23 protein-coding genes are annotated in these 24,415 nt (G+C 70.9%); 8 read left to right on the forward strand and 15 right to left on the reverse strand.

Going from position 1 to position 24,415, the window contains the following annotated elements:
- Positions 1–26 precede the first annotated feature (26 nt).
- A complete protein-coding gene (locus tag ACI6GS_RS05820; RefSeq protein ID WP_439816843.1) occupies positions 27–1,640 on the forward strand; it encodes a glycosyl hydrolase family 17 protein in 1,614 nt (537 codons plus the stop codon).
- Here ACI6GS_RS05820 and ACI6GS_RS05825 read toward each other — a convergent pair.
- From ACI6GS_RS05825 to ACI6GS_RS05870, 10 genes are all read right to left on the reverse strand, one after another.
- The gene (locus ACI6GS_RS05825; protein WP_439816844.1) at positions 1,549–3,165 is read right to left on the reverse strand and encodes a hypothetical protein; all 1,617 of its coding nucleotides are present in this window, start codon (positions 3,163–3,165) and stop codon (positions 1,549–1,551) included. The two genes, ACI6GS_RS05820 and ACI6GS_RS05825, sit on opposite strands and share 92 nt — an antisense overlap.
- Positions 3,166–3,330: 165 nt before the next feature.
- On the reverse strand, positions 3,331–4,098 hold the full coding sequence (locus ACI6GS_RS05830; RefSeq protein WP_439816845.1) for a glucose 1-dehydrogenase: 768 nt from the start codon (positions 4,096–4,098) through the stop codon (positions 3,331–3,333).
- A 33-nt stretch (positions 4,099–4,131) separates the two neighbouring features.
- Positions 4,132–4,467 (reverse strand): DUF1491 family protein, encoded by a 336-nt coding sequence (locus ACI6GS_RS05835; protein WP_439817934.1) that lies wholly within the window; start codon positions 4,465–4,467, stop codon positions 4,132–4,134.
- Positions 4,468–4,472: 5 nt separating this feature from the next.
- Positions 4,473–6,974 (reverse strand): PAS domain-containing protein, encoded by a 2,502-nt coding sequence (locus tag ACI6GS_RS05840; RefSeq protein ID WP_439816846.1) that lies wholly within the window; start codon positions 6,972–6,974, stop codon positions 4,473–4,475.
- Positions 6,975–7,047: 73 nt separating this feature from the next.
- Complete coding sequence (locus tag ACI6GS_RS05845) at positions 7,048–8,004, reverse strand: acetyl-CoA carboxylase carboxyltransferase subunit alpha (RefSeq protein WP_439816847.1); 957 nt, start codon at positions 8,002–8,004, stop codon at positions 7,048–7,050.
- A gap of 34 nt (positions 8,005–8,038) precedes the next feature.
- A complete protein-coding gene (locus tag ACI6GS_RS05850) occupies positions 8,039–9,016 on the reverse strand; it encodes an HpcH/HpaI aldolase/citrate lyase family protein (protein ID WP_439816848.1) in 978 nt (325 codons plus the stop codon).
- 117 nt (positions 9,017–9,133) lie between these two features.
- The gene (locus ACI6GS_RS05855) at positions 9,134–10,183 is read right to left on the reverse strand and encodes a lipid A deacylase LpxR family protein (RefSeq protein ID WP_439816849.1); all 1,050 of its coding nucleotides are present in this window, start codon (positions 10,181–10,183) and stop codon (positions 9,134–9,136) included.
- Positions 10,184–10,412: 229 nt separating this feature from the next.
- Entirely contained in the window at positions 10,413–11,339 is a 927-nt protein-coding gene (locus ACI6GS_RS05860; RefSeq protein ID WP_439816850.1) for a site-specific tyrosine recombinase XerD, read from the reverse strand.
- Between the two features lie 32 nt (positions 11,340–11,371).
- Positions 11,372–13,231 carry a hypothetical protein gene (locus ACI6GS_RS05865; RefSeq protein ID WP_439816851.1) on the reverse strand — a complete coding sequence of 620 codons (1,860 nt, stop codon included), beginning with the start codon at positions 13,229–13,231 and terminating at the stop codon, positions 11,372–11,374.
- Entirely contained in the window at positions 13,212–13,352 is a 141-nt protein-coding gene (locus ACI6GS_RS05870) for a hypothetical protein (protein ID WP_439816852.1), read from the reverse strand. The genes ACI6GS_RS05865 and ACI6GS_RS05870 overlap by 20 nt, the downstream gene beginning before the upstream one ends.
- 119 nt (positions 13,353–13,471) lie before the next feature.
- Between ACI6GS_RS05870 and ACI6GS_RS05875 the strand changes: the two genes are divergently transcribed.
- The gene (locus ACI6GS_RS05875; RefSeq protein ID WP_439816853.1) at positions 13,472–14,020 is read left to right on the forward strand and encodes a shikimate kinase; all 549 of its coding nucleotides are present in this window, start codon (positions 13,472–13,474) and stop codon (positions 14,018–14,020) included.
- 5 nt (positions 14,021–14,025) lie between these two features.
- Positions 14,026–15,159 (forward strand): 3-dehydroquinate synthase, encoded by a 1,134-nt coding sequence (gene aroB, locus ACI6GS_RS05880; protein ID WP_439816854.1) that lies wholly within the window; start codon positions 14,026–14,028, stop codon positions 15,157–15,159.
- Here the strand turns inward: aroB and ACI6GS_RS05885 are convergent.
- The 4 genes from ACI6GS_RS05885 to ACI6GS_RS05900 form a co-directional block, all read right to left on the reverse strand.
- On the reverse strand, positions 15,125–15,406 hold the full coding sequence (locus ACI6GS_RS05885; protein ID WP_439816855.1) for a ribbon-helix-helix domain-containing protein: 282 nt from the start codon (positions 15,404–15,406) through the stop codon (positions 15,125–15,127). The genes aroB and ACI6GS_RS05885 overlap by 35 nt on opposite strands.
- 221 nt (positions 15,407–15,627) lie before the next feature.
- Entirely contained in the window at positions 15,628–17,565 is a 1,938-nt protein-coding gene (gene htpG, locus ACI6GS_RS05890) for a molecular chaperone HtpG (RefSeq protein WP_439816856.1), read from the reverse strand.
- A gap of 90 nt (positions 17,566–17,655) precedes the next feature.
- A complete protein-coding gene (locus ACI6GS_RS05895; RefSeq protein WP_439816857.1) occupies positions 17,656–18,399 on the reverse strand; it encodes a class I SAM-dependent methyltransferase in 744 nt (247 codons plus the stop codon).
- An 11-nt stretch (positions 18,400–18,410) separates the two neighbouring features.
- A complete protein-coding gene (locus ACI6GS_RS05900; protein WP_439816858.1) occupies positions 18,411–18,938 on the reverse strand; it encodes a universal stress protein in 528 nt (175 codons plus the stop codon).
- A gap of 180 nt (positions 18,939–19,118) precedes the next feature.
- Between ACI6GS_RS05900 and ACI6GS_RS05905 the strand changes: the two genes are divergently transcribed.
- Complete coding sequence (locus ACI6GS_RS05905) at positions 19,119–19,556, forward strand: HigA family addiction module antitoxin (protein WP_439816859.1); 438 nt, start codon at positions 19,119–19,121, stop codon at positions 19,554–19,556.
- A 32-nt stretch (positions 19,557–19,588) separates the two neighbouring features.
- On the opposite strand, the gene ACI6GS_RS05910 is transcribed toward ACI6GS_RS05905, so the two are convergent.
- Positions 19,589–20,644, reverse strand: coding sequence for a TAXI family TRAP transporter solute-binding subunit (locus ACI6GS_RS05910; protein ID WP_439816860.1), 1,056 nt, complete (start codon positions 20,642–20,644; stop codon positions 19,589–19,591).
- A 161-nt stretch (positions 20,645–20,805) separates the two neighbouring features.
- On the opposite strand from ACI6GS_RS05910, the gene ACI6GS_RS05915 reads away from it, so the two are divergent.
- From ACI6GS_RS05915 to recQ, 4 genes are read left to right on the forward strand one after another with little or no spacing between them, the layout of a single operon-like run.
- Positions 20,806–21,426, forward strand: coding sequence for a DedA family protein (locus ACI6GS_RS05915; RefSeq protein ID WP_439816861.1), 621 nt, complete (start codon positions 20,806–20,808; stop codon positions 21,424–21,426).
- Entirely contained in the window at positions 21,423–21,944 is a 522-nt protein-coding gene (locus ACI6GS_RS05920) for a disulfide bond formation protein B (protein ID WP_439816862.1), read from the forward strand. Before ACI6GS_RS05915 ends, ACI6GS_RS05920 begins: the two co-directional genes overlap by 4 nt.
- Positions 21,941–22,495 (forward strand): demethoxyubiquinone hydroxylase family protein, encoded by a 555-nt coding sequence (locus ACI6GS_RS05925; protein ID WP_439816863.1) that lies wholly within the window; start codon positions 21,941–21,943, stop codon positions 22,493–22,495. The genes ACI6GS_RS05920 and ACI6GS_RS05925 overlap by 4 nt, the downstream gene beginning before the upstream one ends.
- A gap of 14 nt (positions 22,496–22,509) precedes the next feature.
- Entirely contained in the window at positions 22,510–24,351 is a 1,842-nt protein-coding gene (gene recQ / locus ACI6GS_RS05930; RefSeq protein WP_439816864.1) for a DNA helicase RecQ, read from the forward strand.
- Positions 24,352–24,415 lie beyond the last annotated feature (64 nt).

The raw sequence follows: 24,415 nt of genomic DNA on the forward strand, positions 1-24,415 counted from the left end.
CGGCGGCGGTGCTATAGGACCGCGCCATGCGCGCATTCCTGGCGGCCGGACTCTGCGTCGGCCTGATCGTGTTGGCCCTGGCCTGGATCAACCGGCCCGTCGTCCTGGACCATGGGACCGAGACGGGGGAGGTCCGCTATCAGAGCGTTTCCTATGCCCCCTATCGCGACGGGCAGAGCCCGATCGCCCAGGTCTTCCCCACCCCTGCGCAGATCGCGGAGGACCTGGACCTGCTGGCGACGCGAACCCAGGCGATCCGCACCTATACCGTGACCGAGGGGATGGAGATCGTGCCCGACCTGGCCCGGGCGCGGGGCCTGAAGATGACGATCGGTGCCTGGCTGGACAGCCGCCTGGCGCACAACGAGGTCGAACTCCAGACCCTGATCGACACGGCCAACCGGTATCCCGACGTGGTCACCCGCGTCGTGGTCGGCAACGAGAACCTGCTGCGCAACGACCTGACGGCGCAGCAGCTGGTCGATTACATCCGCCGCGTGCAGCGCGCCGTGGCCCAGCCGGTGTCCTATGCCGACGTCTGGGGCTTCTGGGAGAAGTATCCAGGCATCGTCGACGAGGTGGACGAGGTGACGGTCCACATCCTGCCCTATTGGGAGGACGTGCCCTTTGCCGACACGCGGGCGGCGGAGCACCTGACCATGGTGCTGGACCGCATGGCGCCGATCTTTCGCGACCGGCCGGTCTTCGTGGGCGAGATCGGCTGGCCCACCGCCGGCCGCCAGCGCGAGGCGGCCATCCCCGGCATCGTGGAGCAGCGCCGGTTCCTGGCCGGCGCCATCCCGGCGCTGGAGGCGCGCGGCGTGGCCTACAACCTGATGGAGGCGATCGACCAGCGCTGGAAGGCGGCCCAGGAAGGCACGGTGGGCGGCGCCTGGGGTGTCTATGCCAGCGACCGCACGCTGAAGGCGCCGATCGGCGAAGCGATCGTGCCCGACCGCTTGTGGCCCTGCCAGGCGGGATCGGCTGCCATTCTTGCGATCCTGGCGCTGCTGGCCCTGCGCGCCTGGCGCCTGCCGGCCGAGCGCCAGGCCCGCGTCGGCGCCCTGGCGGCGCTGGGCGGTCTTGGCCTGGCCCTGTCGGGGGCATTCGCGCTGGAGGTGACGATCTTCTGGGACCAGTGGCCGGTGACGATCCTGCTGTTCGCGCTGCAGGCGGCCCTCTGGCTGGCCCTACTGGCCGTGGCGGCCCGCGGGCAGGGGGTCGATGGTGCGGCCGCGGTCGCCGGCGGCCTCGTGCGGGGAGGGCGCTCCCCTTCGCTCTGGGCCGGCCTGCTCACCTGGCTCAGCCTGGTGGCCAGCCTCGTCCTGGCTGCGCTGATCGTGTTCGACGGCCGCTATCGCGACTTCCCCACCGCCCATCTGGTGGTCGCAGCCTTCGCACCCCTGCTGGTGGGGGCACCCCGCCTTGCGCGCGGGGGGTGGAGTGCGGCCCCGGAAGCGGTCCTGGCCCTGGCCCTGGCGGGCCTGGCCATCGCGCTGGTCTGGGTCGAGGTCTGGGTCAACGGGCAGGCCAACCGGATGGCGGCCCTCATGATGCTGATGGCCGCGGTGCAGGCGTGGGCGGTGTGGCGCGCGTGGCGGGGCACAGTTTCAGGGGCGAGACGACCAGCGGCCCCGTGATCGGCTGGCAGGTCTCTTCCGCCCCCAGGGCCAAGCCATATTCCAGCAGGCCCTGTTCGCTGTTCCAGCGCTCCCACGGATCGACCAGCAGGACCAGGAAGGGCCCGCGATGGGCGGCCACGATCTCCCGCATCAGGGGGTCGAAGGCGCTGGTCGTGTCGCGCGGGTCCGAGAAATTGCTCTGGATGCGCAGGAAGCGCAGGCCGGCCGGGAATGACGGCAGGGTGAAGGACGTCGGTTCGTACCCGGTCAGCAGGACCAGCGTGCGCTCGGGTTCGGCGATCGGGGGAATTTCCTGATCCATGTAGCTGGCCGGCCAGTCGGTGCTGCGGCCCCAGTCCGCGACCCGTGTGGTGACCAGCAGCACCGCCAGACCCGCCAGGAGCAGCGCGCCGCGCACAGCCCTTGGCACGCTGGCCGGCAGCAGGGCCAGCAGGACGGCAAAGGCCAGCGGCCCCAGCATTTCCAGCGGCACCAGGTAGCGATAGATGCAGAACAGCGTGAGCCACGCGCCATAGGCTCCGAGCAGCGCCAGGAGCAGGACGCGCGCGGCGGGCAGCACGACCTGCTTCTCGCCCGCGCCAGGCAGGAGGGCGAACAGCAGGCCGAAGGGGGCGGCGATGAAGGCGAACAGGACGCGATGGTCGGTGAAGGCGACCTCGCTCACCCGCAGCGGATCGGCCGTGAAGACGAAGGGATAGACGAGCGTCTCCCACGCCGAGTTGGGAAAGAACTTGCGGTCGACATAGGGCGCCATGTCGGCCCAGGGCGAGCGGAAGACGTCGTTGAAATAGGGCAGGAACGGATTGCCATAGGCGCTCCACAGCTGGAACATCCAGGGGCCCCCGGCCAGCGCCACGCCGGCGATCACGCCAAGCCCCGCCACGAAGGCAAGGCCCAGGCGTTGCCGCACCGTGCCCTCCACCGCCAGCAGGCCCAGGCACAGGCCGAAGCAATAGGCGACCATCGGCTGCTTCAGCCCCGCGCACAGGCCCAGCAGGAGGCCCGCGGCGACCGCGTTCCAGGTGCGCTCCGGCGCCTCGGCCCGCGCGGTCCGTACGGCCAGCCACAGGCCGGCGATCACGAACAGGCTGAGCAGGCTGTCCCAGAACGTGGTCCCCGCTTCCGACAGGGCAACCGCGCCCAGCGCCCCGGTCCAGGCGCAGGCCAGCGCCACGATCGTGCGCCAGCGCGCTGCCAGTGGCTCGAAGATCGCGCTGCCCAGGCCATAGAGGAGTGGGACGTTGAAGCCCTGCACCGCCCCCAGGATGGCGGCCACGGCCCAGGCCGGCAGGCTCTGCGCCAGCAGCAGGAACGGCACGTCGAGATAGGGGCTGTAGAAGGTCGGCCGCTGCGCCGCCAGGATGTCCACCCCGTCGCGTCCGTTCAGCAGGGCCCAGGGGTTGTAGAGGTGGTAGTTGCGCAGGTCCCAGTTGGTGTCGAAGCCAAGCACCAGTGCGACCAGCGCGAACACCGGCAGCGCCAGCGTACACCCCGCCCGCGCCAACGCGTCCCGTCCGCTCATGCGCACCGCCGCCAGGAACTCCCGCACAGGCAGGACATCGCCTTCAGTCGCGCCGCGGGGTCAGGACCGCTGGACACGGCTGCGGCCCTGCAAGGCGCCAGCCGGCTCCCTCCCCCGTCGCTGTGCGCTGGGGGAGGGCTCTTGATGGCGACCCCTCCCAACGGCCTATTGCGCGGTATAGCCGCCATCCACCACCAGTTCGGCGCCCGTCATGAACTTGGACGCGTCGGACGCCAGGAAGAGGACGGCTTCCGCAATGTCGCGCGGCTCGCCCATATGGCCAAAGGCATGGCGCTGCGCGATCACCTCTTTCAGTTCGTTGCCGTCGGGCTGGGCGGCAAAGGCGTTGTGCACCATCGGCGTTTCGATGAAGCCGGGATGGATCGAGTTCACGCGGATGTTGAGGGGCGCGCACTCCAGGGCGCCCGCCTTGGTCAACAGCTTGACCCCACCCTTGCTGGCGCAATAGGCGGCAGCGCCGCCCATCGCCACCTTGCCCAGGATGGAAGACAGGTTGATCACCGAACCGCCGCCGGATTCGGCGATCAGCGGGATCGCATGCTTCATGCCCAGGAACACGCCGTCCAGGTTGATCGACAGGGTGCGGTGCCAGTCGGCCAGCGAGGTCTCCGGGATGCTCAGCCCCAGGCCGCCGACACCGGCATTGTTGACGATGACGTGCAGCGCGCCATAGCGCCTGCGGATCAGGGCGATGATCGCCTCCCACCGCGCCTCGTCCGCCACGTCCTGCGGCTCGAACAGGGCGTCGCCGCCCGCCGTCCGGATCTCGGTCGCGATTGCCTCGCCCGCCTGTTCGGCAAGGTCGGTCAGGATGACGCGGGCCCCCTTGGCCGCCAGCAGGCGCGCGGATGCCGCCCCCAGGCCTGAAGCTCCCCCGGTGATCAGCACGACCTTGCCCGTCACGTCCGACATGCCCGTCTCCCCCTGTTGTGGTTGGGTGGCAGTCTAGAGGATCGGCGCGTCAAGCTGCACGCGTTCGCGCGGGTCGTCGATCTCGATCACCCAGGCATCGGGGTCGCGCTTCAGGCTGCGCTCCAGGTAGGCGTCCGCCTCCGCCTCCGTCACCAGGTCGGGGCCGGTGCCGCGGCTCCAGGCTCGGCTCCCATCCAGCGCCGTGGCCTGCACCATCACCATGCAGCCACGCGGAAATCGGTTCAGGCGCACCAGGATGGTGCCGGCCTGGGGATCGCCGCGGCGCACCAGGACGGCGGGGATCATGTCCAGGTCCAGCCGGCGCAGCGTCGCCTGGACCCACAGGCTGGCCCGCAGGCGCGGCTCCATCCCCGTCACGACGCCGCGTCCAGCACGGCCCGCACCTTGTGCGCCAGGTCGGCGATGCGGTAGGGCTTTGGCAGGAAGGCCAGCGCGCCGGGCGCGACCCCCTGGCCCAGGGCAGGCGCGTCATAGCCCGAGGTCAGCAGCACCCGCAGGCCTGGCCGTTCGCTTCCCGCGATGCGGGCGATGTCGAAGCCGGTCATGCCGCCTGGCAGGATCACGTCGCTGAACACCAGGCGCAGGTCGTCGTGCGCCGCCAGGCGCTGCAGCGCGACGGGCCCGCTGTCCGCCTCCACCACGCGATAGCCCAGCGCCTCCAACGCGGAGCGGCTGGCGCGGCGGGCCGCGGCCTGATCCTCCACGATCAGGATCAGTTCGTTGCCGCGGGGCAGGCTGCTCATCATGCGTCCGGTCACCGGTTCGATCTTGGCCTCCGCCTGGGTGCGTGGCAGGTCCAGCCGGGCGGTCGTGCCCGCGCCGCTGCGCGACGACAGGGCGAAGTGGCCGTGCGACTGCTTGGCAAAGCCATAGATCTGGCTGAGGCCAAGGCCCGATCCCTTGCCCTGTTCCTTGGTCGTGAAGAACGGCTCGACCGCGCGGGCAAGGACGTCCGGCGCCATGCCGGACCCGGTGTCGATGACCGAGATGCGGACATAGTCGCCCGGCGGCGCCGTGTCCATGCCGCCGTCGTCGGCCTGGGTCACGTTCCGTGTCGTCAGGGTCAGCGTCCCGCCGTCGGGCATGGCGTCGCGCGCGTTGAGGGCCAGGTTGACCAGTGCGGCGTCGACCTGCGCCGGATCGGCCTCGGCGGGCCACAGGTCCGGCTCCAGGTCGAAGCGCACGGTGATCGCCTCGCCGATCGTGCGCTGGAGCATGGGCATCACCTGGTGCAGCCGGGCATTGACGTCGACGGCGGTCGGGCGCAGCGGCTGCTGCCGGGCAAAGCCCAGCAGGCGCTGGGTCAGGTCGCCGCCGCGCAGGGCTGCCTGCAGCGCATCCTCCAGGAACTCCTGGGCCTGCCCATTGTCCTTCACCACCGTCTGGACCAGTTCGATATTGGCGATGATCGCCAGCAGCAGGTTGTTGAAGTCATGCGCGATGCCGCCGGCCAGGCGGCCGATCGCCTCCAGCCGCTGGGCGTTGCGCAGCTGCTGCTCCAGCGCCTTGCGCTCGGTGATGTCGCGCGCCACGGCCAGGACGCCGACCGGCGCGCCGGCCGGGTCACGGAACGGCAGGCGCGTGGTCAGGAACGTGCGGCCGGCCTGCTCGCTGTGATGCGGTCCCTCCTCGACCGTCATCGGCTCGCCCGATTCCAGGACCTGGCGATCGATGCGCTCGACCCAGTCGGCCTGGTCCGGGGCCATCACCTCGCGCGCGGTGCGGCCCAGGCCGTCCGCGACCGAGGCCAGCCCGATCCGCTGCGCGGCCGAGGCATTGAGCAGGAGATAGCGGCCGTCGCGACCCTTCATCGAGACGCTGTCGGGCAGCGCCGCGATCACCCGCTCCAGCAGAAGGCGACTTTCGCTCAGGGCCTGTTCCGAGCGGCGAATGTCGGTGAGGTCGACGGCCACGCCCACCTGGCCCACGATCTCGCCATTCTCGCGCCAGGGCACGATGCGCAGCGAGGTGCAGCGTGTCTCTCCCCCGTGGCGGCGCGAGGAGTATTCCAGGATGCGGGTCACCTCCTGCCCCTCGTCCACCACAAGGCGGTTGATCTCGCGCACGATCGCATGCAGTTCGGGCGGCAACGCGTCCATGTCCAGGCAGCCGGCCAGGCTGTCACGGTCGCGGTCCAGCAGGGCCGCCAGCGCGCTGTTGGCCAGCAGGATGCGCCCCTCCCGGTCCTTGGCGAAGACCGGCTCCGGCAGGATCTCGACCACCCGTTCCAGCAGGGCGCGACTCTGCGCCAGGGCCTGCTCCGACTGCTTGCGGCGCGTGATGTCGGCCATGTAGACGGCCAGGCCGCCATTGCGCGTGGGAAAGGCCCGCACGTCGAGCCAGATGGCGGAGGCCGGGTGGAAGGACTCATAGGCGACCGGCATGCCCGCCGGGACCAGGGCGCGGCGCTGGGCGAACGCCTCGATGTTCATCGCGGGCCAGATCTCGCGGACATTGCGGCCCAGATGGGCCGGCGTCAGGCCGGCCAGTTCCAGGGCCCGCGTGTTGAAGAACAGGATCGTCCCGTCGGCCGCGACTTCCAGGATGCCGTCCGTCGTGCTGTCCAGGATGGTCGCCGCGCGCTGATCGGCATCGGCGCGCGCGGCGGCACCCGCGGCGCTGGCGGCGCGGTCCAGGCGGTGGCGGTTCAGGGCAGCCAGGCCGATGCCGATCGCGGTGGCCAGGGCCATCGCGGCCATGGCGCCCTTCCGGTCGCCTGCCGGGAGAATGGCCAGCAGCACGCCGAACAGCAGCAGCGTCAGGCCAAGGGCCAGGACGATGGCTGCCACCCGTTCGACGATCCTGGCGCGCATGGCCGGCAGGGCGGGCTCCGCAATTCCGCTGGGGGCGATCATGATCGCCCCGCGCAGCACGTCACGCAACACACGTAAGGCGCGCAGTCTGCGCCAGCCGAGGCTGGCGGAGCGATCAGGCCAGGCCGTGCCGGCCGATTTCCAGGAACTTGGTGCGGCGATCGGCGCGCAGGGCCTCGGGCGACAGGGGCGCCAGGTCGTCCAGCATCCGGCCCACGGCATCGCCGACCGCGTCGATGGCGACGTCTGGCGCCCGATGGGCGCCGCCCATGGGCTCGGTCACGACCTGGTCGATGATGTGCAGGCGCAGCAGGTCCTGGGCCGTCAGCTTCAGGGCCGCCGCCGCGTCCTCCTTCTTGTCGGACGAACGCCACAGGATCGAGGCGCAACCCTCGGGCGAGATCACGGAATAGACCGAATGCTCCAGCATCAGCACGCGATTGGCGGTGGCCAGGGCGACCGCCCCGCCCGAGCCGCCTTCGCCCACGATGCAGGCGACGACGGGGACCGTCAGGCCCAGCGAAACCTGGGTGGAGCGGGCGATCGCCTCGGCTTGGCCGCGCTCCTCCGCGCCGATGCCGGGATAGGCGCCTTGCGTGTCGACCAGGGTGACGACCGGCAGGCGGAAGCGCTCGGCCATCTGCATCAGGCGGATCGCCTTGCGATAGCCTTCGGGCTTGGCCATGCCGAAATTGTGGCGGACCCGGCCCTCGGTGTCGGAGCCCTTCTCATGCCCGATCAGCATGATGGCACGGCCACGGAACCAGCCGGGGCCGCCCTGGATCGCGCGATCCTCGGCAAAGGCACGATCGCCGGCAAGCGGCACGAAATCCGTCACCAGACGGCGCACATAGTCGCTGAAATGTGGCCGGTTCAGGTGGCGGGCGACCAGCGTCTTCTGCCAGGGCGTCAGCTTGGCATAGGTCTGGGTCAGCAGGGCGCCGGCCTTGGCCTCAAGGCTTGCAATCTCGTCATCCATCGTGCCGGCATCGGTGGCACTCAGGGTGCGAAGCTCCTTGAGCTTGGCCTCAAGCTCGGCGATCGGCTTCTCGAACTCCAGGAACGTGAACATGGCCCTGCCTTCAGCGTGGGTCGTTGCCGGCGCGTCAGGCGCCGGCAATCGCGTCCGCCTGTGCGACCAGCGCGCTGGCCTGCCGGATCGAGGCGATGTCGATCAGCTTCCCATCCAGGGCGACCGCCCCCTTGCCTTCCTTCTGCGCCTGTTCCATGGCGGCCAGGATGGCACGGGCCTTGGCGATCTCCTTGCTCGACGGGGTGAAGACCTCGTTCGCGACGGCGATCTGCTTGGGATGGATCGCCCACTTGCCCTCGCAGCCCAGCACGGCGGCGCGCGACGCCTGGGCGCGGTAGCCGTCGGGATCGTTGAAGTCGCCGAACGGGCCGTCCACGGCGCGCAGGCCGTTGGCCCGGGCCGCGACCACGATGCGCGCGGTCGCATAGTGCCACATGTCGCCCCAGTGCACGGCGCGGTTGCCGTCGGCATCCTTGTCCGTCAGCACCGAATAGGCCGGGTTGGGGCCACCGATCTGCGTCGTCTGCGCGCGGGTCGAGGCCGCATAGTCGGCGACGCCGAAGTGCAGCGACTCGTTGCGGGGCGAGGCGGCGGCGATCTCGTTGATGTTGGCCATGCCCAGCGCCGTCTCGATGATCAGCTCGAAGCCGATGCGCTTCTTGCGGCCCTTGGCGGCCTCGATCTGGGTCACCAGCATGTCGACGGCATAGACGTCCGATGCGGTGCCGACCTTGGGGATCATGATCAGGTCCAGGCGGTCGCCGCAATTCTCCAGCACCTCGACCAGGTCGCGGTACATGTAGTGCGTGTCCAGGCCGTTGATGCGGACGGACAGGGTCTTGGTCCCCCAGTCCACGTCGTTGATCGCCTGGACAATGTTCTTGCGCGCCTGCGGCTTGTCGTCGGGCGCCACGGCGTCTTCCAGGTCGAGGAAGATCACGTCGGCGGCCGATTTCGCCGCCTTCTCGAACATGTGCGGGCTGGAGCCCGGCACGCTGAGTTCGCAACGATTGAGACGCGCCGGCCGCTGCGGGGCGATCGTGAAGCTCATCCAGGCCTCCCAGGGAAGGGGGCGAAGCTAGGGTCTGCGCCACCGCCTGTCAATTCGCAGGCGCGAAGGCGGGTGCCCCCGCCCGTCGCAACGCGGCGGGCAAGGGGCGCTGTACCGTCAGAACAGCAGCGAGACGCTGGCCGAGCCATAGACGTCGGGACCCTTCTGGCCCTTGAACTCGGGCGAGCGGAGGATCTGCACGAAGGACAGCCGGGTGCCGCCGATCGTCACGACCAGGCCGCCCTCCAGCGTGCCGACCAGCTCGTGCTTGTCGACGCTGTGGCTGTCGGTCCAGGTGTTGCCGTCCAGGAAGATGTTGTGGCCGACGACGCGCCCCTCGGCCGAGACGAAGACGTACCAGGACCAGTCGCTGCTGGGGGCAAAGAAGCCGGAGCCCGGCGGGTTCGGGTTGATGACGGGCGGGCCGTAGTCGGAGCGCAGATCCTCGCCCAGGCGCAGCGTGATGCCGGTGGAGGCATAGGTCATGACATTGCCCAGGCTGCCGGTGACGAAGGGCGATGCCTCCACGCCAAAGCCGCCGACGTCGAATTCGTAAAGGGCGCGCCAGTTGCGCGACCAGATGAACTGGAAGCCGGCTTCGTTGCGCAGCTGGTTGTCCCAGCCCTCGGGCCGCTGGGCGTCGAGCAGGTCGTGCACGAACATCTGCACTTCCTCGCCCCCGGCGCCGGGGCCGACAATGCCCAGGTTGACCTCGAACGTGTCGTACTGGCTGCCCTTGTCCGAGATCAGGCCAAAGGCAGTGTAGAGCCAGCCGGCATAGGGCCGTTCGCTGACGATCAGGTCCTTGCGCGACAGGTCGTCGGGCGTGAACATGCTCTGCCCCAGGGCGATGCTGGCGCGCAGGTTGCCCGTCCCGTCGAACAGGGGGATGTACTGCGCCGTGCTGCGCAGCCAGTCGGGCACGTCGTTGTCGCCGGTCAGGTAGCTGAAGCGGAAGCCGTTGGTGTAGTGCTCGTCCGTGCCCTGGCCGAACAGGTCGTTCTCGAAGGTCGCGGTGAAGGTGCCGCTCTTGTCGCGGGGCACATCCTTGCTCGCGCTCAGGACCCTGGGCTCGGCCGCGGTTGCGTCCGATCCTTGCGCCTGGACAGGCTGGGGCAGCGTCAGGGCGGCAGCCAGGGCCAGCGTGGCCGCCAGTGTACCCGGCATGGCACGGGACCGCGGGGCCGCGCCGACGCGGTCGGTTGGGGAGGGGAAGCGCAACGCGGGCATCTCCGGCAGGCAGGAACCTTGCCCGGCGGGGCAGCCCCGGTCCGGACCAGAACGACAATGACCGCCATGCGGCCGCGTTCCGCCGGCCGGCCCGCGCCACGCCTGCAATCCTAAGGGCGTGGCGCGGATGCCACAGGCATGGCCGCCGCGGTGCGCCCGCCGCAGCTCACCGCGCCAGGGGGTGGTGCTCCTCCACCACCGCCTTCAGCCGCTCGGCCAGGACGTGGGTATAGATCTCGGTCGTGGAGATGTCGGCATGGCCCAGCAGGGTCTGCACGGCGCGCAGGTCGGCGCCATGGGCCAGCAGGTGGCTGGCAAAGGCATGGCGCATCACGTGGGGCGACACGCGCGACGGCGGCAGGCCGGCCAGCACGGCCAGGTCCTTCAGGATGTTGGCGACCTGCTGCCGGCTGAGATGGCCGGGGCGACCGCTACCCGGGAAGAGGTAGCGCGAGCGGCCCTGCGGGTCGTGGGCCGGGCGGTGGCGCAACCAGTCCAGGATGGCGGCCCGCGCGGCATCGCCCACGGGCACCAGGCGGTCGCGGCCGCCCTTGCCCGTCACCATGATCAGGCGCGGGTCGCCCTGTACAGCGGCGCGCGGCAGGGTGGCCAGTTCGCTGACGCGCAGGCCCGTCGCGTAGAGCAGTTCGACCAGGCAGACGCGCCGGGCCCGTTCGGGGCTGTCCTCCCCCTCCGCCGCGGCGGCGAGCAGGTGCCCGACTTCCGTCTCGCTCAGGATCCTGGGCAAGGTGCGCGGCGCCTTCGCCCCCTCGGCGGCGCGGGTGGGATCGCTGGCGATCCGTCCTTCCTCAAGCAGGAAGGCATGGAACTGGCGCAGGCAGGACAGCCTGCGGTTCACCGTCCGCTCCGCCCGCCCCGCCTGGGAGAGCGCCGCCAGATAGGCGGGGACGCTGTCGGGACCCGCGGCCAGGACCGTGCGCGGCGCAAGGAAGGCTTCGTAGTCGGCCAGGTCGCGACGATAGGCGTCCAGCGTATTGACCTTGGCCGCGCGCTCCACGGCGAGCATTTCCAGGAAGGCTTCCGCCTCCAGCGACAGGCGCACCGGAGGTGCCGGTGGGCGGCCACGCGCCATGGTTCGGACCGCGCTCCGCGGGACCGGCCGCCTTAGAGCCCGGCAGCCAGGGCGATCTCCGCCGCCAGCATGCGCGCTTCCTGCTCCAGGCCGACGCGGACCAGAGCCTGCACGGCCCGGTCAGCGCCGCAGAAGGTGCCAATCCCCGTCATGTCGGAGGAGGAGGCGACGACGGTTACCGCGCGGGCTGCGATCTCCGCTACGCGGATGCCGGGCTCGACCGTGCCGAAGCTGTCGCTGGCGGCGGGACCGCAGGTGACCGTCGGCTGTGCCGCCGCGGCCAGCAGGGTCATCGCCTGGGGGCCCACGTCCCAGCCAAAGGCCGCCATCAGCTGGAACGCCGTCCAGCCGCGCAGGGCCCGGTCCGGCAGTTCGGCCTGGCCGCGGATCCAGCGGCCGGGCGATTCCAGGCCCCAGGGAAAGCGCTGGCCGCCATCCGCGACCTGGAACAGGGGCCACAGGTCCAGCACGGCAAAGGCGGCATCCGCCTCGCCCCGCGCCCGCAGGCGCAGCGCATTCAGCCAGTCGAACGCCCGGGGCATGTTGCCGGCCGCGATCAGCCCGCGCGCCACGACCGGGGCTGCGGGGATCGGCGCATCCTCAGGCCGCAGGCCTGTCAGGGCGCCGCCCAGGGCCCGGCCGACCGTCGCCCGCAGGTGGTCGGGGGCCGCCGCGTCCAGCGCCTCGGTCACGCGCAGCAGGCGTCGCGCCGGATCGCCCTCGGCCAGGGCGGCGGTCACCGCGTTGGCCCGCGCCAGCCAGCCCTTGGGCTTGTCCCGCGCCGGCGTTGCCTGGGCATAGAGCGCCACCAGGTCGGCCGTGGCCAGCAGGCCCAGTGCCTCCGCCTTCTCCGCCGCCAGCACGCGCTGCTCCAGCGGGCCGGAGCCGCGCGCGATTCCGGGCAGCAGCGCCACGGGCAGCTGCCCGGCACCCGGCAGCTCCGCTCCGGCGCGCCGGGCCATGGCCAGCGTCAGCGGCGTCAGCGCCGCGTCGCCCGGCAGGCTGGCCCGGCCGCCGCCGGCAATCGCGGGCAACAGGGCCACGAAGGCGGGATCGCTGTCCCCGGAATCGCGCCACAGGTCGATCGCCAGTTGCGCGCCCGGTCCATCCTTGGCCAGCGTCCGGCAATAGATCAGGGGCTTCAGCGTTGCGGGGCGGTCGTCAAGGCCGGCCAGCGCGGTGGCTCCGGCGCAGGCCGCATCGTCGTCCCCGGCCAGGAAGGCGGCATCGACCTGGGCCTGGAGCAGGCCGGCGTCGCGCGCGCGGTCGGCGCCTGGCGCCTTCTGGATCAGGGCCAGCGCGTCGGCCGCGTAGCCCAGTTCCAACAGCTTGGCGGCACGGGCGCCCAGAAGGCCGGGCTCCGTCCCCTCCGGCAACGCGGCCTGCGTGGCCAGCAGGCGGCGCGCCAGCGAGCGGGCCGAGGGGCTGGGCAGCGTGGACGGGATCGCGCGGACCAGGTCGATGGCCCTGGCGCGCGGCGTTCCCTGCCACATGTCGGCGGGCAGGCCGCTCTGGTCAGAGGTGAGAATGCCGGCCGAGCCCGGGTCGAGCGGCGCCAGCGATTCGACCGCGACGGAGCCTGGCTGCGGCATGATCGGCGCCTGGGCCGGGCGCAGGCCCGGATCGGCGGGCAGGCGCAGGAACTGGCCCGTGGACGGTGCCGGCACCAGGGTCGAGGGGGCCTGGGCCGAGGGAACCTGGGTCGAGGGGGCCTGCAGCGGCGGTGTCGCGGCTGGTGGCGGCACGCGCTGCGCACCCGGTGGCGGCACCAGGATCATCGGCCCCGCCCCGGACTGGGCCAGCGCCGGCCCTGCACCCGACAGGGCCAGGGCTGCGGCGATGGCGACGGCCATGGCGACGCGCGGCCGCATGCTATTGTTCGAACTGCTCATTGGGCACCACCTGCTCGACCCGCTGGTGCGGGGCCGGCAGATCGAACGTGGCAAGGATGATGATACCGGCGACGACCGCCAGGGCGGCGAGGGCGGCAAGCACGACGACGAACCTGGACATCAAAATGAATCGGCGCTACTCGGCTAGCCCGGCGAGCGGGCGGAACGGAACTGGGTTCACCGGCGCACTCTACTTGGGTTGGACCGATGCTTTCAACGACCGCCGGAGATGAGGCCGACATGGGGAGCGTCCGGAGGCTGCTGCCGCTGTCGCGCTCGATCGTCCTGGTGGGGCTGATGGGCGCCGGCAAGACGACGGTGGGCCGCAGGCTGGCCCAGCGCCTGGGCGTCGGATTTGTCGACGCCGATGCCGAAATCGAACTGGCGGCCGGCTGCACGATCGAGGAGATCTTCGAGCGCCACGGCGAACCCGCCTTCCGCGACCTGGAGCGTCGCGTGATCGCCCGCCTGACTGCGCTTGAGCCGATGGTGATCGCGACGGGCGGCGGCGCCTTCATGGACCCGCAGACCCGGGCGCGGATCAAGGACTCCGCGATCAGCCTGTGGCTGCGCGCCGACCTGGACCTGCTGCTGAAGCGGGTCAAGAAGCGCAACAACCGGCCGCTGCTGAAGAAGGGTGACCCGCGCGAGACCCTGGCCAACCTGATGACGATCCGCCATCCCGTCTATGCCGAGGCCGACCTGGTGGTCGACAGCCTGGACCAGCCGGCCGACGACATGGTGGAGCGCGTCGTCGAGGCGCTGGCGGCGGCACCCCGGACCCCCTGAAGGACATGATGACCCCGCCGAGCGAAGCCGTCCGCGTTCCCGTCGAGCTGGGCGAACGCAGCTACGACATCCTGATCGGCCCTGGACTGCTGGCGCGCAGCGGCGACCTGATCGCGGAACGGCTGGGCCAACGCCGCGTGGCCGTGGTGGCCGATGCGGCCGTCGCCGCCCTGCACGCGGCGCCGCTGGAGGCGTCGCTGGCCCAGGCCGGCCTGAAGCCCGTGTTGCTGACCGTGCCACCGGGCGAGGAAAGCAAGAGCTTCGCCATCTTCCAGGACCTGCTGGAACGCCTGGTCGCCGAGCGCATCGAGCGCCGGGACGTCGTCCTGGCGCTGGGCGGCGGCGTGGTCGGCGATCTGGCGGGCTTCGCCGCCAGCGTGCTGCGCCGCGGCGCGGCCGTGGTCCAGGTTCCCACCACCCTGCTGGCCATGGTCGATTCGGCAATCGGCGGCAAGACGGCGATCAATTCCCGGGCCGGCAAGAACCTGATCGGCACGTTCCATCAGCCCCGCCTGGTGCTGAGCGATGTCGAGGTCCTGGCGACCCTGCCAATGCGCGAGCGCCTGGCCGGCTATGCCGAGATCGTGAAGTACGGCCTGATCGACGATCCCGTCTTCTTCGATTGGCTCGAGGCCAACGGCGCGCGCGTGATCGCCGGCGAGGCCGACGCCGTCACCCATGCGGTCGCGGTCAGCGCCGCGGCCAAGGCGCGCGTCGTCGCGCTGGACGAGCGCGAGGAGAAGGGGCTGCGTGCCCTGCTGAACCTGGGCCACACGTTCGGCCATGCCCTGGAAGCGGCGACAGGATTCGGCCCGGCCCTGCTGCATGGCGAGGGCGTCGCCATCGGCCTGTGCCTGGCCTTCGACTGCTCGGTGCGCGCTGGCCTGGCGCCGGCGGCCGATGCGGAGCGGGTGCGCAGCCACTTGGCCGCGCTTGGCCTGCCGACGCGCCTGCGGGACCTGCCCCAGGGCTTCGACTACGCGCCGGATGCGTTGGTCGCGCACATGGCGCAGGACAAGAAGGTCCAGTCCGGTCGGCTGACCTTCATCATGGCGCGCGGCATCGGCCAGGCCTTCGTGACCGACGCCGTGCCGATCGAGGCGGTCAGGGCGGTCCTGGTCGATCCGCCTGGGCTCTAGCGGGGGACGCCACGTCCCGGCCCCGCCGATAATAGTCCAGAATGAAGACGCGCAACCTGCTGGTGAAGTTGCGCGGGGCGGGTTGCGCTGGGGCCTGCTGTTCGGTCAGGCGCGTACAAAGGGCATGCACGCTGACCCCCTCGCGCGAGCAGATTTCGGCCAGGGCGTCCCACATGTCGTGCTCCATGCGGATGCTGGTGCGGCGGCGCTGGATCCTGATGTTGCGGGTCTGCACCCTGTGGTCCATTCGTTAACCAGAAGTCGATTGTTCACTTAATATTAACCATAAGTGTACAACAGGCAAGCCTCTCTGCTTGGGCTTGCCAATCCTGGTCGAGGGGGCGAAGCACGTGTTGGGCGCAGTCCCCGCGGCTGCGCGCGGCCATGACAGACGGAAGGTTGGCGGGCCGGATCGGCCCTGAGCCGCGATGACTGCCGGCGCCACCGGGGCGACGCCGGCAGCGACATTCACGCGATTGCGGCCGTCATGACCGCGGCCAGGCGGCGGGCAAAGGCGGCGGGGTCGGCCAGGGGCTCGCCCTCGACGATGCGGGCCTGGTCCAGCAGAAGGTGCGCGGCATCGGCCAGGGCGTCGCTGGCGCCCGCCTTCGTTGCGCGCCCGGCCAGGGCCGCGATCAGCGCGTGCCGCGGGTTCAGCTCCAGGACCAGCGACCCGGTCGTGGCCTGCTCCTTGCGATGCTGGCGCAGCAGGCGGGCCAGGTGCATGTCCAGGCCCAGGTCGTCGGCCACCAGGCAGACAGCACTTCCGGTCAGGCGGTCGGACGACCGCACGTCCTTCACCGCGTCGCCCAGTTCCTGCTTCAGCAGCACGATGAGCGTCGCCAGGTCGGCCTCCCGCACGGCGGGCTGGTCGGGCGCGTCGCCGTCCTTCAGCGCGAACCTGGCCAGGTCGGTGCCGCCCTTTGTCACCGACTTGAACGACTTCCCGTCAAAGGCGTCGACCGAGCTGAGCCAGAAGTCGTCGACCGGGTCGCTCAGTAGCAGGACCTCGATGTCGCGGGCCAGGTAGCCCTCGACCTGGGGGCTGCGGCCGATGGCGGCGGCATCGTCGCCGGTAATGTAGTAGATGGCCTCCTGCCCCTCCTTCATCCGCGCGACGTAGTCGGCCAGGCTGATCGCGTCGCTGCCGCTTTTCGTCGTGCGGAAGCGGGCGAGTTTCAGCAACTGGTCGCGCCGCTCCGCGTCCTCGTACAGGCCTTCCTTCAGGACGGGGCCGAAATTCTCCCAGAACGTCGCGTAGCCGGTCGGATCCTCCTCCGCCTTCTTTTCCAGTTCGCCCAGGACGCGCTTGGTGATCGCCTGCCGCATGCGGGCCAGCAGCGCGTTGTTCTGCAGCATCTCGCGGCTGACATTCAGGGGCAGGTCCTCGCTGTCGACGATGCCGCGCAGGAAGCGCAGATAGCCGGGCAGCAGCGCCTCGCAATCATCCGTGATGAAGACGCGGCGGACATACAGCTTCACCCGCGCCAGGCGCTTAGGGTCGAACAGGTCGAAGGGCCGCGTCTCCGGCACGTACAGCAGCACGGCATAGGACTGCCGCCCCTCGGTCCGGTAGTGGAACGTGGCCCAGGGGGCGTCGAAGGCGTGGGCGACGTGGCGATAGAACTCGGTGTGCTGTTCGGCGGTCACTTCACCCTTCGAGCGGGTCCAGATCGCGCTGGCGGCATTGATCACCGCCTCGCCCTGCGCATCCTTCAGGACGATCGGCAGGGCAATGTGGTCCGAATGCGTCTTCACGATGCGGCGCAGGCGGTCGGCCTCCAGCCATTCGTCCTCGCCCTCCTTCAGGTGCATGACGATGGTGGTGCCGCGCGTCGCGCGCTCTGCCGGCGCCACGGTGAAGCCGCCCAGGCCGTCCGAGGACCAGGTCCAGGCCGCGTCCTCGCCCGCCTTGCGGCTGGTGACGTCGACCCGGTCGGCGACCATGAAGACGGAATAGAATCCGACGCCGAACTGGCCGATCAGGGACACGTCCCTGGACGAATCGCCCGACAGCTGCTCCACGAAGCGCGAGGTACCGGAGCGCGCGATGGTGCCCAGGTTCTGCACCATGTCGTCGCGGTTCATGCCGATGCCGTTGTCCGACAGGGTCAGCGTGCGCGCCGCCTTGTCGACCGACAGCACGACGCGGAAGGTTGCGTCGTCCGACGTCAGCGCCGGCTCGGTCAGCGCCAGGTAGCGCAGCCTGTCGCAGGCATCCGAGGCGTTCGAGATCAGCTCGCGGAGGAAGATCTCCTTCTCGCTGTAGACGGCATGGACCATGAGATGGAGCAGGCGCGACACCTCGGCCTGGAACTCAAGGCGCGCGGCACCCGCGTCCTGGACCCCGTCCGCCGGGGGTCCACCAGCCTGGGGATCGTCCCGGCCCGCTTCGATGACAGACATGTTCACCCTGCAAGAAGTCTTGACGCTGTTGGGGCGCGATATGGGCGCGGCCCCGCGGCAACTTCAAGGGGGCAGCGCCGCCGCTGGCCCTCAGGGCCGGCCCAGGCGCAGGACCAGCGGCCAGCGCACCGTCCGCACGCCGGTCCACAGGGCGCGCAGTTCGCCCTCGACCTGGGCCACGGGGTCCGCGCCGTGTGCCTTGGCCCAGGCGCGCACGGCCGACCAAGTGCGGACGTAGCCGAGTGCATCCTCCACATTCCAGTCCAGGTCCATGGCCAGGCCGGCGGGAGCCCGCTCCTCCCGGAACGGAAACGGGATGGTCCGGTAATGCTCCTCCACCAGGCGGCGTTCGGGCGGCCAATAGGCGCCGACAATGTCGTCGTAGAGCCGGCGGACGACCGCGTCGATGGCCGGTTCGACCTCGAACAGGCCATAGCCGACGACCGCCAGCACGCCGTCAGGCCGCAGCACGCGCCGCACCTCCGCATGGAAGGCATCAAAGTCGAACCAGTGGATCGCCTGCGCCACCAGCACCAGGTCGACGCTGCCGCCGGCAAGGCCCGACTCCTCCGCCCGTGCCACGCGGAAGCGCGCATTGGCCAGGGCGGGCGCCTGGGCGATCTGCTCCGCGCTGGCGTCCGTCGCCTCGACCCGGGAGAAATGGGCGGCCAGTCCCACGGTCGCCTGGCCGCTGCCGCAGCCTGCGTCCCAGGCCAGGTCGCGTCCCGGCGCCGCCTGCGCCAGGGCCTGGAACAGCGCTGGCGGATAGGCGGGCCGATAGCGGCGATAGGCATCCGATCCGGCCGAGAAGTGATCCTTGAAGCCGGTCGCCATGGTCCCGCCCCTCAGGTCAGGGCGTCGATCTGGCCGTCGCTGAGGCTGCCCGGCACGACCGTGATCGGCACCCGGAACGAGCCCGACATCTGCCCTGCCAGGGCGCTGACCAGGGGGCCCGGGCCTTCCTTGCCGGTGCCGGCGGCCAGGACCAGGATGCTGATTTCCGGATCCTCCTCCAGCAGGCTGATCAACTGCTCGCGGCGCTTGCCCTCGCGGATCACCAGTTCCGGGGTCAGGCCGGCAATGCGGTTCACCTCCCGCGCCATGTCGTGCAGCACGCTTTCGGCCTCGTCCCGGGCCTCCTCGCGCATGATCTCCTCGACCCCCCGCCAGTGCTGCAGGCCGGCCGGCTCGATCACATAGAGCAGGCTGACGATCCCGTTGGTGTGCAGGGCGCGGCGCGTGGCATAGCGCAACGCCACGCGGCACTCCGGCGTGCCGTCGACGATCACCAGGAACTTGCGGCGATGCGCGTCGTCGCCGGTTGCGCCGGGACCCGTGCCGCTCTCCGCTTGGTCGGTCAGGGGCCCCTCCACGGCTCAAGGATTGCACCCAAGGGTGCCACTGCCCGGCCCGTCCAGCAAGCCGGGCGCGCGCTGTCGCGGCACCGTCATACGCGCGTGTTATCCTTCGCGTGTCAGGATTGAGCGGCATTGCGCCGGGCCGCACGGCCCGCGGCACGTCTACGGGTCCGCACCTGTCCGGCTGGGGGAGTCATGGCGGCAAAGACCAAGAAGCAGGTGACGGATACGCCGGCGCATCCGGGTCGCGCGATCGTCGAGGAGGTGCTGGGCCCACTGGCCCTGACCCAGGAACAGCTGGCCAAGCTGACCCGTGTGTCGCGCCGCACCATCAACCAGTTGGTCAACCGGCGGCGCAACCTGACCGCCGACATGGCGCTGCGCATCGCCCGCGTGACGGGGTCCGATGCCCGGACCTGGATGGAGCGCCAGGTCGACTGGGACCTGTGGCAGGCGGCGCGGGACGGCGCGGGGGTCCTCTCCGAACTGGCGCCGATCGCGGCCGCCAATGCCGCCCAACCGGCAGCGGACGTCGCCCCGCCGGCCGACCTGTTGCCTGTCCGCAAGCCAAAGAAGGACAAGGCCGCCAAGAAGGCCAAGGGCAGGAAGACGGACAAGAAAAAGAAGAAATAGCGGGCAGGCCCGCCGGCCCGCCGCAAGCGCCCTCAGGGCGGGTCCAGCCCCGCATTGCGATAGAACAGCGCCGCCCCCGGGTGCAGCGGCGTGGTGACGCCGGTCAGGGCATTGTCCAGGGCGATCGAGCGGGCCTTGGGGTGCCCGGCGGCGAGCGCCTCCTTGTTCTGGTCGCGGAACAGCGCGCGGGTCAACTGGTAGACCAGTTGGTCGTCGACCTTGGCCGAGACGACCCATTGCGCGCCGACGCTCAGCGTTTCGGTCGCGGGGATGCCGGGATAGGTGCCCGCCTCGATCAGGTCGGGCGTCAGGAAGCGCACCTTCTCCGTCAGCCAGTTGACCTCCGGCGCGGTGATCGGCACCAGGGTGATCGCCCCCGCCTCCGCCAGTTCGGTGATCATCGGGGCCGGCGTCCCGCCCACGAAGATCAGCGCGTCCAGCGTGCCGGCCAGGATCTCCTCCGCCGCGCGGTCGATCTCGGCCGAATCAAGCTTGAGGTCGTCGGTCGTCAGGCCATAGGCCCCCAGGATCAGCAGCGCGTCGGCATAGGAACCGGCGCCGCGCTGGTCGAGCGAGACGCGCTTGCCCTTCAGGTCGGCGATGCGCTCGATCCCCGCACCCTTGCGGGCGACCACGTGCACGCTCTCGGCATAGAGGTTGGCGATCACGCGCAGCGAACTGGCAGGCTCCTCGCCCGCGAAGACGCCGGTCCCGCCATAGGCCCAGTGCACCACGTCGGCCTGGGCGAAAGCCGTCTCCAGCGTGCCGCGGGCGACCGCCTTCACGTTGGCCACCGAGCCCTCGCTGGCCAGGGCGGTGACCAGCAGGCCGGGCACGCCGCAGCGGCCGCCGGTCTCGCACGCGTTGGAGCCGGCCGGCATGCTGAGGATCGCCGCCAGGGCCTGGCCGATCGGGAAGTAGGTGCCGGCGATGGAGCCGGTGCCGATGCGCAGGTAGCTCTGCCCCTGCGCCGCGGCCGTGCCGATTGCCAGGCCGCGGGCGGCCAGCAGGCCCAGGCCGGCCAGGGCCACGACCAGCACCGCCAGCAGGGGCAGGCTTGCGGACCTCTTGCGGTGCAACGCGCGCATGGCCCGGTATACAGGCAAATCGCCGTCGCCCGCCAGTCGCCCGGGTGAACGAAGCGGCGGGCGAGCGGCGATTCGTCCTGTCCCGTGGCCGCGCGCGGCGATGCGGCAGGCGGCCATTCCTGCTAACAGAGCCTGTCGAGGCGGTCGGGAGCGTTCAGCACATGGTCGAATGGGTCACCGGGATCATGGAGCAACTGGGCGTCCTCGGCGTCGGCATCCTGATGTTCCTGGAGAACGTCTTCCCGCCCATCCCGTCGGAAGTGATCATGCCGCTGGCGGGCTTTGCCGCGGCACGGGGCGAACTGTCGCTGATCGGCGTCATCGTGGCCGGGATCCTGGGCACCATGATGGGGGCGATCCCCTGGTACGTCGTCGGGCTTTACCTGAACGAGGCGCGGCTGGTGCAGCTGGCCAATCGCCACGGCCGCTGGTTCGGGCTGAAGGGCGACGACGTGACCATGGTCTGCGCCTGGTTCAACCGCTTCGGGCCCGTGGCCGTCCTGATCGGCCGTGTCGTCCCGGGCGTGCGCACCCTGATATCGGTGCCGGCGGGCACGACGCGCATGCCGATCGCGACCTTCGTGGTCTTTTCCACCCTCGGGACGTCCATCTGGGTCGCGGCGCTGGCCATCGCCGGCTATGTCATGGGCGAGAACTGGCACCGGATCGAGGACCTTCTGCCCAGCGGCACGGTCATCGTGGGGATCCTGGCCCTGGCCATCGTCATCTTGGTTGCCTGGCGCGTGCGACGGGCACGTGCCGCCGCCCGGGGCCAGGGATGACGGAGGCGCACCCAGCTGCCGCCGCCCCGAGCGGGCGGGTTGAGGCGGCCCTGGTCGCCGGGGGCAGTGCGGCCCTGCTGGGTGGAGCGCTGATCTCGCAGTTTGGCTTCGGCCTCGCCCCGTGCGAGCTGTGCCTGTTGCAGCGCATCCCGCACGATATCGCCATTCCGCTGGCGCTGATCGCGCTGCTGTGGGCGCGTGGCCGCACTTGGCTGCTGGCGCTGGCGGGGGTTGCGCTGCTGGTCGGTGTCGGCATTGCCGCCTATCATGCCGGTGTCGAGCTGCGCTGGTGGGAGGGGCCGACCGCCTGCACCGGTGCCTCCAGCGGGGGCAGTGTCGCCGACCTGCTGCGGTCGATCGAGACCTCGGATGTCGTCCGCTGCGACGAGGTCGCCTTCGCGTTCCTGGGCCTGTCGATGGCCGCGTGGAACGGCCTGCTGTCGGCGGGCCTTGTGGCCATTGCCCTGCGTCCGGCCGCGATGCGGCTGCGCGCCATGAAGAGCGGGAGCGTATCATGAACGGACCTGCCGACCGCCCGCGCCTGCCGGGCGACCCGACGCCGGAGGGAGAGGTGGCGCGCATGGTGCGCGTCGACCAGGCCGGCGAGTATGGCGCCGCCCGCATCTATGCCGGGCAGTTGGCGGTCCTGGGCCATACCGCCTCCGGGCCGGCGATCCGCCACATGGCCGAGCAGGAGCAGAAGCACCTGAAGGCCTTTGACCGCCAGCTGCTGGAGCGGCGCGTGCGTCCCACCTTGCTGCAACCGGTCTGGCATGTGGCCGGCTTTGCCCTGGGTGCCGCAACCGCCCTGCTGGGGGAGAAGGCGGCGATGGCCTGCACCGCCGCGGTCGAGACGGTGATCGACGAGCATTATCGCCAGCAGTCCGCGGCCCTTGGCCCGCGCGAGCCTGCGCTGCGCGAGCAGATCGAGGAATTCCGGGCGGAGGAGCTGGAGCATCGCGACACGGCCCTGGCCGCGGGTGCGGAGGAAGCGCCGGCCTATCCCGTCCTGTCGGGCCTGATCCGGGCGGGCAGCCGCGCCGCCATCTGGCTGTCCACCCGGATCTGATCGCAAGCCCCCCCGTGTCGGCTGTCCGCTCCCGTCCCGACATCGACCAGGCGCGCGCCGTCCTGGCGCGGGTGTTCGGCTATCCCGATTTCCGGGCCGGCCAGGACGAGGTCGTCTCCGCCGTGCTGGCGGGCGAGGATGTGCTGGCCGTCATGCCGACGGGGGCGGGGAAGTCCCTGTGCTACCAGCTCCCCGCTTTGCTGCGCGACGGCCTGACGATCGTCGCGTCGCCCCTGATCGCGCTGATGCGGGACCAGGTCCTGGCGCTGCGCAGCTTTGGCATTGCCGCCGCCGCCCTGCATTCGGGGCTTGAGCCGGAGGAAGCGCGCGCCGTCTTCCGCGACCTGCGGGCCGGCACGCTGCGCCTGCTCTACGCGGCACCCGAACGCCTGGTCCGGCGCGAGACGCTGGAGACGCTGGCCCAGGCGCAGGTTTCGCTCCTGGCGGTGGACGAGGCGCATTGCGTCTCGCAATGGGGCCACGATTTCCGGCCCGAGTACCTTGAACTGGGGGCGATCGCGCGCAGCCTGGCGGACCCCGGCGGCGCGCCGCTGCAGACCCTGGCCCTGACGGCGACCGCCGATCCGGCGACACGGGCCGAGATCGCCTCCCGCCTGTTCGCGCGACCGCCCCGTACCTTCGTCCGCTCCTTCGACCGGCCCAACCTGCGCATCGCGATCGCCGCCAAGGACCAGCGCCAGCGCCAGATCGCGGAGTTCGTGGCGGCCCACAAGGGGCAGAGCGGCATCGTCTATTGCGCCACGCGCGACGGCACGGAGCAGACCGCCGCGGCCCTGGCGCGCGCGGGCGTGCCGGCACTGGCCTATCATGCCGGCCTCAGTGCCGAACTCCGCGCCGCAACCCAGGACCGCTTCCAGCAGGAGGACGGCATCGTGGTCGCGGCGACCATCGCCTTTGGCATGGGGATCGACAAGCCGGACGTGCGCTTCGTCGCCCATGGCGACCTGCCCAAGTCGATCGAGGCCTATTACCAGGAGATCGGCCGGGCGGGGCGCGACGGCCTGCCGGCCGATACCCTGATGCTGCACGGCGCCAACGACGTCTGGCTCCGCCGCCGCCAGATTGCCGAGAGCACGGCAGCACCCGAGCAGAAGGCGGTGGAGCGGCAGCGGCTGGACGCGCTCCTGGGCCTGCTCGCGGCCCCCACCTGCCGGCGCCAGACCCTGCTCGCCTATTTCGGGGAACAGTCGGACCCTTGCGGCAATTGCGACCTGTGCAGCAGTCCCCGCACCCTGACCGATGGCACGGTGCCCGCCCAGAAGTTCATGTCGGCCATGCTGCGCACCGGCGAGCGCTTCGGCACCGAGCACCTGGTGCAGATCCTGCGCGGCCGTGCGACGGAGGCGATCACCCGCCTGGGCCACGATGCCCTGCCCACGTTCGGGGTTGGCGCCGACCTGGACGCGCAGGCTTGGCGCGTCATCGTGGAGCAGCTCTATTCCGGCGGCCTGATCGACCGGGACGACATGGGGGCCTGGGCCCTGACCGAGCGGGGCCGGCCCGTCCTGAAGGGCCAGCAGAAGATCCACCTCCACGTGCCCACCGAGGCAGAGAAGGCGCCCCGCCGCCGCGGCCCCACGGCGGAGAATGCCGCGGTGCTGCCGCCGGGCACCGACCTCGCCCTGCTCGACGCGCTCAAGGCAAAGCGCCTGGAACTGGCCAAGGCGCTGGGGGCGCCGGCCTATGTCGTGTTCAGCGACCGCAGCCTGATCGACATGGCGGCCCAGCGCCCCCGCGACCTGACCGAATTCAGCCGCGTGCACGGGGTGGGGGCGGCCAAGCTGTCGGCCTATGGCCCGGCCTTCCTGGACGTGCTGAAGGCGCATCCGGGCTAACGGGCGCACGATGTTTTTCTTTTGTTCTTGAAGTCCGGGAACAAAATATGTACGGTCGCGCCAT

The organism is Zavarzinia sp. CC-PAN008 (genome assembly GCF_051903925.1).
Classification (GTDB): domain Bacteria; phylum Pseudomonadota; class Alphaproteobacteria; order Zavarziniales; family Zavarziniaceae.